Below are 12,756 nucleotides of genomic sequence, written 5' to 3' on the forward strand. Positions count from 1 at the left end.
ACACTAAGTGCAGGCCTTGCGGCATGCGGATCCAGGATTTTAGCCAGCCGGTAAGGACGATTTTTCAGTGAAAATCAACTCTTGTTAAGAAGAGATTGCTGACTAGAATACTCACCATATTGTTGTTCAAACTTCCCGCACCCCCTATATATAGTGTTTATCCACAGGCTTACTCACAACGAGCGGCTTGTGCATAGACCTTGTGCATAGATGGGGGATAAATACGTCATTCATGCATGGACAGGTAAAAACGCGACATGAACCAAAGTCTGCTCGTTACTAAACGCGATGGCCGCCAGGAGCGCATTGATCTCGACAAAATTCACCGTGTACTGGATTGGGCAGCCGAAGGGCTGAACAACGTTTCAGTTTCACAGGTTGAACTGCGCTCACACATTCAGTTTTACGATGGCATCAGAACCTCTGATATTCATGAGACCATCATCAAGGCTGCCGCAGACCTGATCTCTCGTGATGCGCCGGATTATCAATACCTGGCCGCGCGTCTGGCTATTTTCCACCTGCGTAAAAAAGCGTATGGCCAGTTTGAGCCGCCGAAGCTGTACGATCAGGTTGTGAAAATGGTTGAGATGGGCAAATACGACCGTCACCTGCTGGAAGATTACAGCACTGAAGAGTTCGAGCAGATGGACGAGTTCATCGACCATTGGCGCGACATGAATTTCTCTTACGCCGCCGTGAAGCAGCTGGAAGGGAAATATCTGGTGCAGAACCGCGTGAGCGGTGAGATCTACGAAAGCGCCCAGTTCCTCTATATTCTGGTGGCGGCTTGCCTGTTCTCTGGCTACCCGCGCGAAACCCGTATGGACTACGTGAAGCGCTTCTACGATGCGATCTCAACCTTCAAGATCTCACTGCCAACGCCAATCATGTCCGGCGTGCGTACCCCAACGCGTCAGTTCAGCTCTTGCGTATTGATCGAGTGTGGCGACAGCCTCGACTCCATCAATGCTACCTCCAGCGCCATTGTGAAATACGTTTCTCAGCGCGCCGGTATCGGCATCAACGCTGGCCGCATTCGTGCGCTGGGTAGCCCAATCCGCGGTGGCGAAGCGTTCCACACCGGCTGTATTCCGTTCTACAAACATTTCCAGACCGCGGTGAAGTCCTGCTCGCAGGGCGGCGTGCGTGGCGGTGCAGCGACGCTGTTTTACCCAATGTGGCATCTGGAAGTAGAAAGCCTGCTGGTGCTGAAAAATAACCGTGGTGTTGAAGGCAACCGCGTGCGTCACATGGATTACGGCGTACAGATCAACAAGCTGATGTACACGCGCTTGTTAAAAGGTGAAGACATCACCCTGTTCAGCCCGTCTGACGTGCCTGGCCTGTACGATGCGTTCTTCGCCGATCAGGACGAGTTCGAGCGTCTGTACACCAAATACGAGAAAGACGACAGCATTCGCAAGCAGCGCGTGAAAGCGGTTGAGCTGTTCTCACTGATGATGCAGGAACGTGCATCAACTGGCCGTATTTACATCCAGAACGTCGATCACTGCAACACCCATAGCCCGTTCGATCCAAGCATCGCACCGGTTCGCCAGTCGAACCTGTGCCTTGAGATTGCACTGCCGACCAAACCGCTGAATGACGTCAATGACGAAAGCGGCGAAATCGCCCTGTGTACGCTGTCGGCCTTCAACCTGGGCGCGATTAACAGCCTCGACGATTTGGACGAACTGGCGACCCTCGCAGTGCGTGCACTTGATGCGCTGCTGGATTACCAGGATTATCCAATCCCGGCAGCACAACGTGGCGCCATGGGCCGCCGTACGCTGGGTATTGGCGTAATCAACTACGCCTACTACCTGGCGAAAAATGGTGTGCGCTACTCCGATGGCAGCGCAAACAACCTGACGCACAAAACCTTCGAAGCCATTCAGTTCTATCTGCTGAAAGCCTCGAATGAATTGGCGAAAGAGCAAGGTGCGTGCCCGTGGTTCAAAGAGACCACTTACTCGCAGGGCATTCTGCCGATCGATACCTACAAAAAAGATCTCGACGCGGTGTGCAACGAGCCGCTGCATCTGGATTGGGAAGGTCTGCGTGAGTCCATCACTACGCACGGTCTGCGCAACTCCACGCTCTCTGCGCTGATGCCGTCTGAAACCTCTTCGCAGATTTCGAACGCCACCAACGGTATTGAGCCGCCGCGCGGACATATCAGCATCAAAGCATCAAAAGACGGCATTCTGCGTCAAGTGGTGCCAGAGTATGAGCGTCTGAAAGATCAGTACGAACTGCTGTGGGAAATGCCATCTAACGACGGTTATCTGCAGCTGGTTGGCGTGATGCAAAAGTTCATCGATCAGGCGATTTCGTCGAACACCAACTACGATCCGAGCCGCTTTGCCAATGGCAAAGTGCCGATGAAACAGTTGCTGAAAGACCTGCTGACCGCTTACAAGTTCGGCGTAAAAACCCTGTACTATCAAAACACCCGCGACGGTGCGGAAGATGTACAGGACGATCTGGCGCCTTCCATTCAGGATGATGGCTGCGAAAGCGGCGCATGTAAGATCTAATCTCATCTTGTCAGGGCCGGCAGTGGTCGGCCCTCTTCACATTTGGACTCAAAATGGCTTACACCACATTCTCGCAGAACAAAAATGACCAGCTGAAAGAGCCGATGTTCTTTGGCCAGTCCGTTAACGTTGCCCGTTTCGATCAGCAGAAATATGACATCTTTGAAAAGCTGATTGAGAAGCAGCTCTCCTTCTTCTGGCGTCCGGAAGAAGTCGACGTCTCGCGCGATCGTATTGATTACCAGGCGCTGCCGGAGCATGAAAAGCACATCTTCATCAGCAACCTGAAGTATCAAACGTTGCTGGACTCGATTCAGGGCCGTAGCCCGAACGTGGCGCTGCTGCCGCTGATTTCCATCCCTGAGCTGGAAACCTGGATTGAAACCTGGGCGTTCTCTGAGACCATTCACTCGCGCTCTTACACGCACATCATCCGTAACATCGTGAACGATCCGGCGGTGGTGTTTGACGATATCGTCACCAACGAGCAGATTCTGGCGCGTGCGGAAGATATCTCGAAGTACTACGATGACCTGATCGAGATGACCAGCTACTGGCATCTGCTGGGCGAAGGCACGCATCAGGTGAACGGTAAAACGGTCACCGTTAGCCTGCGCGATCTGAAAAAGCAGCTCTATATCTGCCTGATGAGCGTCAATGCGCTGGAAGCGATTCGTTTCTACGTCAGCTTCGCCTGTTCATTTGCCTTCGCCGAACGCGAGCTGATGGAAGGTAACGCCAAAATCATCAAGCTGATTGCCCGTGATGAAGCGCTGCATCTGACCGGCACTCAGCACATGCTGAACCTGCTGCGCACCGGTGAAGACGATCCGGAGATGAAAGCGATTGCCGCAGAGTGCCGCGATGAATGCTACGATCTGTTCAAGAAAGCTGCCGAGCAGGAAAAAGAGTGGGCAGAATATCTGTTCAGCGGCGGCTCAATGATTGGTCTGAACAAAGACATTCTGTGCCAGTACATCGAGTACATCACCAATATCCGTATGCAGGCGGTGGGTCTTGACCTGCCGTTCCAGACGCGTTCGAACCCAATTCCATGGATCAACTCGTGGCTGGTGTCGGACAACGTGCAGGTTGCACCACAGGAAGTTGAAGTGAGCTCGTATCTGGTCGGTCAGATTGATTCTGAAGTGGGCGAAGACGATTTCGACGGCTTCCAGCTGTAAGCATGAGTCGCTCTGTTATTATTCTGCGCAGCTCCGGCTCCCGACTGGAATGCGCAGAAGATCACCCCAATCTGCTGGCGACGCTGGAAGCCAATAATCTGTGCGTGGAGTTTCAGTGTCGCGAAGGCTACTGCGGCTCTTGCCGCATGCGTTTGCTGAAAGGCGAAGTGGCTTATGCGGAAACACCGTTGGCGTTTGTGCAGCAAGGTGAAATTTTGCCGTGCTGCTGTCGCGCCAAAGGGGAGATTGAAATCGAGTTGTGATTGAGCAGGTCGCCATGACTGGCGACCTTACAGCGCGTTAGTTTTTGACTGTTTCGATAATATCTATCCAGCCGTGTCCGGTGCTGACTTCGCTGCCGTGCAGCCAGCGACGCAGCATGTTCATTGCCATCATCGCCACGACTTTCTGCCGCGTTTCCACATTATGTCGACCATGCGTGAACTTCACGCGCTGGCCCCAACTGGCTTCCGGCGTATGTAGCGCAATCGACACTTCGCCTTCCACTAAATTTCCCACCGACAATGCCAGCGCTGCGCCCTGCTGCTTCGCCCAGTCACGCGTGCGGGCAACCTGTGCTTCCAGTTCTTCAGACTGCGGCGGCAGAATCTCCGCCTTGCTGAGCGCCACATCCGCTGCGGCCAGCTGCCAGTTAAGCAATCCGGCGGTAAACTGCTCGCTCAGTGCCAAACGTAAACCACGATCCTGCAACTCGCGCGCCAGCAGCGCAGGTAAACCTTCAGTGCCTTCAAAGATGGTGCATTCAGCCAGTAACAGTTTTACCTGCTGCCACACTTGCTCCATCGCCACGCGCTGGCGCGCGGGTCCAGTGAGCTTGATTTCAATGATCGGCATCGATGAGCGATAGCCCATCACCACCCCTTCGGGCAGCGGTAACGGCTCCAGCTCGGCGGCAATATCACTTTCTCCGCGACCAAAAGTGGTGAGACGCAAACACAATGGCGGTTCCGGCAGTTCAAAGCGAGCTTTGAGGCGCGGAATGATCTCCTGCTCCACCATTACTTTGAATTCCGACGGTACGCCCGGCGTGAAGAAAATCCAACAGCGATTGAGCTGCATAGCGAAGCCGCACGCGGTGCCGACAGGATTATCCAGCATCTCAGCAATGGCGGGGATTTCTGCCTGCTTGCGATTGCTCGGTGCCATGACGCGTCCACGACTGGCGAACCAGGCTTCCATTTTTTCCAGCCAGGCGTGTTGGATAACCAGTTCGCAGCCGCTGGCATTCGCAGCGGCCTGCGCGCTGAGATCGTCGCTGGTTGGTCCTAAACCACCATTTACAATTAGCACGTCAGCAATCTGGCTGCGGCTCTGCAGCGCCTCCACCAGCGAGGTCATTGCGTCGCCCACGGTGCTACGGCTGGTCATCGGTAAACCGTGCTGGAACAGCACATCGGCAAGCCAGGCGGCATTAGTATCAACAATCTGCCCATGTAACACTTCATCGCCCGTTGAGAGCATTTCTACACGTATCACGTTGCGTTCTCCTTTTCCCTGTCGCATTACTGTAGGAAGCGCGCAGGCGAAACACAATCGCGGATGATGCGAAACAGGAATTAGCGGGGAATTAACGGTAGGAAAACAAGAATCGGGCGCGAAGCAAGTCGCGCCCGTTGGAACTTAACGTCGTGCCAGCAGTAAACCTACAAACAGGCCAGCGGCGGCACCGATGCCAATCCCCTGCCACGGTTTTTCATGCACATAATCATCGGCGCGATAGGCCGCATTTTTGGCACGATAGTAATAACTGTCTGACGCCTGGCTAACGCGAGATTTCACGTCTTCCAGCGCTTGTTCAGCTTTGAGTTTCAGTTCGATGTATTTCTGATCGGCCGGATCGCCTGACGCGCGTAATACTTCTTCCAGCGTTTCGGTCAGCAGCGCCAGGTCGTCATCAAGGCGTGTTTCAAATTGGTCTGAAGATGACACTATGTAGTTCCTCCATGTTCCTAACTCGTTGTGATTTAACTATAGTCATAAATTCCAATTTTGCTGGGCGGCGAGCGCCAGGATTTAACCGAGTTTGGATCATCTCATTGCAAAGTTATGTCATCAGCGGCGTGGCGGCGCGAAATCTGCTTCGCTTATTTGATTAATCTGATAAATTTTCCACAGACTGAATTTTTCATTTTCGCGACTGTCGTAACCCCCTGTAGCCTGACGCTCAGCGTCACATGTGTGAAGTACGCACGACAGTCACAATACACCCGAGCAGCTAAGGATTAGATTTCCGGCATGAATCGTAGAAAATTTATGAAAGCGTCCATGGCCCTCTCCGCGGTTAGCGGCATGACGGGTCTCTCCACGCTGTTTGCACAATCCGCCTGGGCCGATGATGGCATCGCCGACGGTACCGCGGTACGCTTCGATTTCGATTCATTGAAAAAGAAAGCGTCCGCCCTGGCAAAACAGCCCTGGGGCGGCGCACCCGGCCCCTTGCCCGACACCCTGGCCAATCTCACGCCTCAGGCCTATAACGAAATTCAGTACGACGCCAATCACTCGCTGTGGAACAACATCGCCGATCGCGAGCTGGATGTGCAGTTCTTCCACGTCGGTATGGGCTTTAAGCGCCGCATCCGCATGTTCTCGGTCGATGCCGCTAGCCGTGAAGCGCGTGAAATCCACTTCCGTCCTGAACTGTTCAACTACCACAACGCCAACGTTGATACCAAGCAGCTGGTCGGTAAAACCGATCTCGGCTTTGCCGGGTTCCGTGCGTTCAAGAAGCCGGAACTGGCGCGTCGCGATATCGTCTCCTTCCTCGGTGCCAGCTATTTCCGTGCGGTCGATGAGACCTTCCAGTACGGCCTCTCCGCACGTGGCGTGGCGGTAAATACTTTCAGTAACGGCAAAGAAGAGTTTCCGGACTTCACCGCGTTCTGGTTCGAAACGCCACAAGCCGATGACACCACTTTTGTGGTGTATGCCCTGTTAGATGGTGCGAGCATCACCGGAGCTTACAAGTTCACCATCCACTGCGAAGAAAAACGCGTAGTGATGGAAGTAGAAAACCACCTGTTTGCACGAAACGAAATCCGCCAGCTTGGCATCGCGCCGATGACCAGTATGTTCAGCTGTGGCACCAATGAGCGTCGCATGTGCAACACCTATCATCCGCAAATTCACGACTCCGACCGTCTGGCGATGTGGACCGGTGAAGGTGAATGGATTGCGCGTCCGCTGAACAACCCGCAGCGCTTACAGTTCAACGCCTATAAGGACGAGAACCCGCGCGGTTTTGGCCTGTTGCAGTTGGACCATGATTTTAAGAATTACCAGGATGTGATTGGCTGGTACGACAAACGTCCTAGCCTGTGGGTGGAGCCGATTGGGAAATGGGGCAAAGGCGCCATTAACGTGATGGAGATTCCAACCACCGGTGAAACGCTGGATAACGTGGTGTGCTTCTGGCAGCCGTCTGAACCGGTGAAAGCCGGCAGCGAGTTCAACTTCCAATACAAACTCTACTGGAGCCAGTTACCGCCAGTGCGCAGTGGTTTGGCGCGTGTTGATGCCACGCGCACCGGTATTGGTGGCTTCCCGGAAGGTTGGGCGCCAGGCGAGCATTTCCCGGATACATGGTGCCGTCGCTTTGCCATTGATTTTGTTGGTGGCGATCTGAAAGCGGCGGCATCGAAAGGTATTGAACCGGTCATTACCGTTTCTGAAGGTACCTTCAAGCAGGTTGAGATTCTCTACGTCGAGCCACTGAACGGTTACCGTATCCTGTTTGACTGGTATCCGAACAGTGACTCGACCAAGCCGGTTGATATGCGCCTGTTCTTGCGGACCAAAGATGAGACGCTGAGTGAAACCTGGCTCTATCAGTACTTCCCGCCGCCGCCGGATCAGCGTAAATACGTTGATGACCGGCAGATGACGCCGGGCTAATGATAACGGCGAGGAGCGATCCTCGCCGTTATGCTTTCTGCATGCCGATGTGGGGAATATCATCTTCCATATACACGTCGGTCACCGCTTTAAAGCCTAGTCGTCCATAGAAACCTTCCAGATGCGCCTGCGCAGAGAGATAGATCGCGCGCTGCGGCCAATAATTCTCACAGCTCTCCAGCGCCTTCTCCATCAAACGGTATCCCAGTTTCAAACCCCGCGCTTCTTCAGAGACGATGACACGACCAATCAATACCGGCGCGGAATCTAACGCAGGGGTTAGCACGCGCGCATAGGCCAGCAGCTTACCATCGAGAAATCCGAGAATGTGGCGGTTATCGGCGGCTAAATCCTGACCATCGATGTCCTGATACGGACAGTTTTGTTCCACGATGAAAACATGATTACGCAACGCCAGCAGAGTATACAGCTGCTGTGCCGTCAGTTCGCTGTGGTGGCAATCAAGCCAAAGCATTTCCATGGTGCTTCCTTGTCTGAGCGAAAAAAGTGAATTCCGCCAGCGTATCACAGCGACTTTACTAAACGCAGTGCCATGCAAGTCTGCACCCCCTGAACGTGACGCGCTTTACACTCTTATTTCACAATACTGCGCGATGGGGCGCGCTTTTGCTGCCACAGCTCATGGCGCAATCGCAGACTTTGCCACAAGCGCAGCGGCCAAAGCTGACTCGATTGGGGTTCAATCACCCGCTTTAACAGCCAGACATAATCCAGCGCTAACCCTGGCGTCCACGTCATCTCTTCCGCCCTGCCGCGAATCACGCCAAGCAACCAAAAGTTGGGATCGATGAACAGGCGCAGGCCGGCAAAAGGCTGCTGTGCCAAAATCCCCTCTATCGCCACATCCAGCGCCTGGATCATGGTAGATGAGCAGTTGCGTGCCGTGAGGTTGTAGGTGCTGTCAGTGCGATAGCTGTGCCAGTAATTTTCCAGCGCTACCCGATTGTAGCGAGCAAATGTGATCTGCTTATCAGGCGCGCACCAATCTGCCACTTCCTCCGCCAGCGACGGCAAAAAACGCCCGGCAACATCGTTATTCTCACCCGAACGCAGAATGGCGCGGAAATTACCGGAATCACGGTCAATGTTATCCAGCGGATAATGGCTGATGTAAATATCACTCCCGACCTCCAGCGCCGCGTGTCCGGTCGATACCACACCATTGTTATCAACCGCAGCGATGTAGCGATTGATCAAGGGATAGCGTTCGCGCACCACGCAGGCGCCGACCGGCGTCCAGATATATACCGTCATCGGAATTGCGGCCAAATCCTGCGGAAACGGTGGATGCGCATAGTGACTGCTGTGCCAGCGACGTAATCCTGCCGCCTTGAACAGTGGCAGCGCAGTTACCGAACTGTCATCAGTTAACAGACGTGCCTGACGTGCCATGAGAAGCAGATTACTGCCGATGCTCAGCAGCAATAAGGCGAAACAGAGCGGTACCGCAATATGATGATGAAATGGCCAGTTGCTGATGATCAACATACTCAGAGCGAGCTCCACAATGCCGGTGAAGCAGTGCTTGCGCCAGCGTACGCCGCGTAACACCCAAGCCGCCGAGATGCGAAACAGGCCATCAAACAGGAACATCAAACCAAATAACACCGCCGAGACATCGTTATTGTCAGCGGGGATGTTAAATATCAGGAAGGCGATGAAGAGAAAACCCAGCGCTTTCATCAGAGTTAACCAGTCAATACGCAGCTCTTTACTGATGGCGAAGAACAGTTGCACCACGCCTTCCACCACAAACAGGATGGCGAGCATATCCAGCGGTACCGACAACACGCCGTCGCTGCCAATATCATAAAGTATTGATGCCGAGAGAAGGATCAGCGCCAAACCGCCGAGCGCGAGCCAATACCAGCGGCGGCGCAGCACCTGAGCGCCGGTAAGCAGGAAGATCAGTTTGATCATGTCGCCTCTGCGGGGGAATAAACACTGCTTAAAAATTAGCAACGTCCACAGAGATTGTCAGATTTCAGGCAAAAAAAATCAGGCCCGAAGGCCTGATTCAGTGAGGACATGAGTTTGACTTACATCAGCGGCTGAGCCATCTGCACCAGTGTAATCAGCGGCTGCGGATAAACACCGAGCAGCAGCACCAGAATTGCAGAGATCAGCACCACAACGCCGCCCGCCGTAAACGCCCAATTGGCTTGCGTATCGCGGTTGTGCAGTTCCGGCGGGCTGAGATACAGACTCACCGTCACGCGCAGATAGTAGTAAAGACCAATCGCACTACCCGCTACCACCGCGCCACTCAACCACCACAGATGTGCGTTCACACTCGAGGCAATAACGTAGAACTTACCGATGAAACCGAGCGTCATGGGGATACCCGCCAGTGACAACATCATCACCGTCATTACCGCAGACAGAATCGGACGATGCCAGAACAAACCGCGATAGGAATACAGGGTATCGGCATCCGGACCGCGATATGGGCTCGACATCAGACTCACCACGCCGAACGCGCCAAGGCTGCTGAACAGGTAACCGGCCAGATAAACGCCTGCGGTTTCCAATGACAGCTGATGGGTTTTCACCGCAATCAACGCCACGAGCAAATAACCAAGGTGCGCGATAGACGAGTAACCGAGCAGACGCTTGATGTTGCTCTGGGAAATCGCCATCAGGTTACCGAACAGAATCGACGCGAAGGCAATGACACCCAGCACGGTACGAACGGCTTCGCTGTCAGTGACAGGCGCGTACATGAAGAGGCGCATAATCACGCCAAAGATGGCGATCTTGCTGGCGGTGGCCAGGAAGGTTGAAACCGGCGCAGGTGCACCCTGGTAAACGTCTGGCGTCCACAGGTGGAAAGGTACCAGCGACAGTTTAAAGCCCAGACCGATAATCATCATGCCCAGACCCAGCAGCAACAGCGGCTCCTGAATCATGCTGTCACTCAGGCTTTTGCCTAACTGCACAAAGCTCAGGCTACCCGAGTCTGCATAAATCAGCGCGATACCAAACAGCAGGAATGATGACGCTGCAGCCGACAGAATGGTGTATTTCAGTGACGCTTCCAGCGAACGTTTCTGGCGGAAGGCATAACCAATCAAACCAAACAGCGGCAGTGACAGCAGTTCGATACCGATGAACAGCGCCGCCAGATGGTTGGCGCTCGCCAGCACGATCCCACCGAGTGCCGCAATCAGCACCAGCAGATAAAACTCATCTTTGTTGTCCGGGAAACCGGCCAGCCACGGATAAGCGAAGGTGCAGGTGGCTAAACTCGCCAACACCACCAGCGCGGTGTAGAACATCGAATAGCCATCAACGCGCAGCAGCGGCGTAACATCCATCGCCCCCGCCTGGCCGACAAACCACAGAGAGAACAGCGCAATGTTAAGTCCGATCACGGTCAGCGTGGCATTAACAAAGTGATTGCGTCGCCACGCAATGGACAGCATCACCACCACCACCGTCAATCCGACGATCAACAGCGGCAGTAACGCGATCAGATGTTGAGGAGTTATTGTCATGGCGAATTACGGCCTTGTAGTTGAAATTGAAGCGGTAAACCACTGCTGAATATTGCTCATCGCAGCATGGGATGTGTCGAGGATCGGTTGAGGATAAATCCCCAACAGCACCAGCAACACCACCAATACGCCGATAGTCAGGAACTCACGCGGTGACATGCCTGGCAGCGGATCTTTCGACTTTGCTTCGCCGAAGTAAGCGCGCTGCATCATGATCAGGGAGTAAACCGAAGCAAACACCAGACCAAAGGTCGCAATAACGATAATCACCGGCACCACCTGGAAGCTGCCGGTCAGAATCATGAATTCGCCAACAAAGTTACCGGTGCCTGGCATACCGAGGTTCGCAACCGCAAAGAACAGCGACAGACCCGGAATCCATTTGATCCGTGACCACAAACCGCCCATCTGGCGAAGGTCACGCGTATGCAGACGCTCATACAACTGGCCACATAAGATGAACAGAGCCGCCGCAGAAAGGCCGTGTGCAATCATCTGAATCACCGCGCCCTGGAATGCAAGCTGGCTACCGGTGTAGATGGCGATCAGCACAAAGCCCATGTGCGACACTGAGGTGTAAGCAATCAGACGCTTGATATCGGTTTGCGAGAATGCCATCCACGCACCGTAGAAGATGCCGAGGATACCCAACCACATGGCAATCGGTGCGAACTCTGCCGATGCATTCGGGAACAGCGGCAGGCTAAAGCGCAGCAGACCATAGGCCGCCGTTTTCAACAAGATACCGGCGAGGTCAACCGAACCCGCAGTAGGTGCCTGACTGTGTGCGTCGGGCAACCAACCATGTAATGGCACCACCGGCATTTTAACCGCAAAGGCGATAAAGAAGCCGAGCATCAGCAAATATTCAACGGTGTGCGACATCGGCGTTTTCAGCAGTTCTTCGTAACTGAACGTCCACACGCCGGTGGCGTTGTAATGAACAAACACCAGCGCCAGAATCGACACCAACATGATCAGACCAGATGCCTGGGTGTAGATAAAGAACTTGGTCGCCGCACTGATACGTGTTTTACCGTCGGAGGCTTTGTGGCCCCACAGTGCGATGAGGAAGTACATCGGCACCAACATCATTTCCCAGAAGAAGAAGAACAGGAACATATCGATGGAGAGGAACACGCCAATCACACCACCGAGAATCCACATCAGGTTGAGGTGGAAGAAGCCCTGATACTTCTCAATTTCGTTCCAGGAACACAGAACCGCCATCAGGCCGAGCAGACCGGTCAACACCACCATCAGCAGCGACAGACCATCAATTGCCAGATGGAAGTTGATACCAAAACGCGGAATCCACGGTACTGAGAACGTCGATTGCCATTGCGGAATGCCCGCAGCCTGCGTCAGTGAATAGCCTCCCTGCAACCACAGTTGCAGGCCAAGCGCCAGCGTCAGGCCCATGGTGATCATGGCAATCCAGCGCGGTACCTTTGCGCCGAGGCGCTCTGCCAGCCAGCAGAGTAAGCCCCCAACGAAGGGGATAATTATTAGCCAAGGTAATAACACGGCAAACTTCCCTTTTTATTGCCTTACTTCAGGCAATTTTTGACATTCTAATTGGGCGAGCGAACCCGC

Annotated in this window: 10 protein-coding genes; 4 read left to right on the forward strand and 6 right to left on the reverse strand. The window is 54.0% G+C overall.

Annotated features, from left to right (window positions below):
* The first annotated feature begins 257 nt into the window (after positions 1–257).
* The 3 genes from nrdA to yfaE are packed head-to-tail and all read left to right on the forward strand — an operon-like array spanning position 258 to position 3,990.
* A complete protein-coding gene (gene nrdA / locus ACRQ84_RS08890) occupies positions 258–2,543 on the forward strand; it encodes a class 1a ribonucleoside-diphosphate reductase subunit alpha (RefSeq protein ID WP_064739317.1) in 2,286 nt (761 codons plus the stop codon).
* A gap of 53 nt (positions 2,544–2,596) precedes the next feature.
* A complete protein-coding gene (gene nrdB, locus ACRQ84_RS08895; RefSeq protein WP_483817788.1) occupies positions 2,597–3,727 on the forward strand; it encodes a class Ia ribonucleoside-diphosphate reductase subunit beta in 1,131 nt (376 codons plus the stop codon).
* A gap of 2 nt (positions 3,728–3,729) precedes the next feature.
* Positions 3,730–3,990 (forward strand): class I ribonucleotide reductase maintenance protein YfaE, encoded by a 261-nt coding sequence (gene yfaE / locus ACRQ84_RS08900; protein WP_064739319.1) that lies wholly within the window; start codon positions 3,730–3,732, stop codon positions 3,988–3,990.
* Positions 3,991–4,027: 37 nt separating this feature from the next.
* Here the strand turns inward: yfaE and ACRQ84_RS08905 are convergent, their stop codons facing one another.
* Both ACRQ84_RS08905 and elaB read right to left on the reverse strand, forming a co-directional pair.
* Complete coding sequence (locus ACRQ84_RS08905) at positions 4,028–5,224, reverse strand: nicotinamide mononucleotide deamidase-related protein YfaY (protein WP_064739320.1); 1,197 nt, start codon at positions 5,222–5,224, stop codon at positions 4,028–4,030.
* 144 nt (positions 5,225–5,368) lie between these two features.
* On the reverse strand, positions 5,369–5,677 hold the full coding sequence (gene elaB / locus ACRQ84_RS08910) for a stress response protein ElaB (RefSeq protein ID WP_007889349.1): 309 nt from the start codon (positions 5,675–5,677) through the stop codon (positions 5,369–5,371).
* A 306-nt stretch (positions 5,678–5,983) separates the two neighbouring features.
* Here elaB and ACRQ84_RS08915 point away from each other — a divergent pair, with 306 nt between their 5' ends.
* On the forward strand, positions 5,984–7,642 hold the full coding sequence (locus ACRQ84_RS08915) for a glucan biosynthesis protein D (RefSeq protein ID WP_483817789.1): 1,659 nt from the start codon (positions 5,984–5,986) through the stop codon (positions 7,640–7,642).
* A 28-nt stretch (positions 7,643–7,670) separates the two neighbouring features.
* Here the strand turns inward: ACRQ84_RS08915 and ACRQ84_RS08920 are convergent, their stop codons facing one another.
* From ACRQ84_RS08920 to nuoM, 4 genes are all read right to left on the reverse strand, one after another.
* Positions 7,671–8,123, reverse strand: coding sequence for a GNAT family N-acetyltransferase (locus ACRQ84_RS08920; RefSeq protein ID WP_483817790.1), 453 nt, complete (start codon positions 8,121–8,123; stop codon positions 7,671–7,673).
* A gap of 113 nt (positions 8,124–8,236) precedes the next feature.
* Positions 8,237–9,583: an HdeD family acid-resistance protein gene (locus tag ACRQ84_RS08925; RefSeq protein ID WP_483817791.1), complete on the reverse strand. Its 1,347-nt coding sequence runs from the start codon at positions 9,581–9,583 to the stop codon at positions 8,237–8,239.
* A gap of 119 nt (positions 9,584–9,702) precedes the next feature.
* Positions 9,703–11,160, reverse strand: a complete 1,458-nt coding sequence (nuoN, locus tag ACRQ84_RS08930; RefSeq protein WP_064739324.1) for an NADH-quinone oxidoreductase subunit NuoN — start codon at positions 11,158–11,160, stop codon at positions 9,703–9,705.
* Between the two features lie 6 nt (positions 11,161–11,166).
* Positions 11,167–12,687 (reverse strand): NADH-quinone oxidoreductase subunit M, encoded by a 1,521-nt coding sequence (nuoM, locus tag ACRQ84_RS08935; RefSeq protein ID WP_176971191.1) that lies wholly within the window; start codon positions 12,685–12,687, stop codon positions 11,167–11,169.
* Positions 12,688–12,756: the final 69 nt, after the last annotated feature.

Source organism: Pantoea sp. E2023-21, assembly GCF_051302795.1.
GTDB lineage: Bacteria > Pseudomonadota > Gammaproteobacteria > Enterobacterales > Enterobacteriaceae > Pantoea > Pantoea ludwigii_A.

Coding starts and splice junctions, on each gene's coding strand:
- nrdA (WP_064739317.1), top strand. CDS start 258: ATGAACCAAAGTCTGCTCGTTACTAAACGCGATGGCCGCCAGGAGCGC.
- nrdB (WP_483817788.1), top strand. CDS start 2,597: ATGGCTTACACCACATTCTCGCAGAACAAAAATGACCAGCTGAAAGAG.
- yfaE (WP_064739319.1), top strand. CDS start 3,730: ATGAGTCGCTCTGTTATTATTCTGCGCAGCTCCGGCTCCCGACTGGAA.
- ACRQ84_RS08915 (WP_483817789.1), top strand. CDS start 5,984: ATGAATCGTAGAAAATTTATGAAAGCGTCCATGGCCCTCTCCGCGGTT.
- ACRQ84_RS08920 (WP_483817790.1), bottom strand. CDS start 8,123: ATGGAAATGCTTTGGCTTGATTGCCACCACAGCGAACTGACGGCACAG.
- ACRQ84_RS08925 (WP_483817791.1), bottom strand. CDS start 9,583: ATGATCAAACTGATCTTCCTGCTTACCGGCGCTCAGGTGCTGCGCCGC.
- nuoN (WP_064739324.1), bottom strand. CDS start 11,160: ATGACAATAACTCCTCAACATCTGATCGCGTTACTGCCGCTGTTGATC.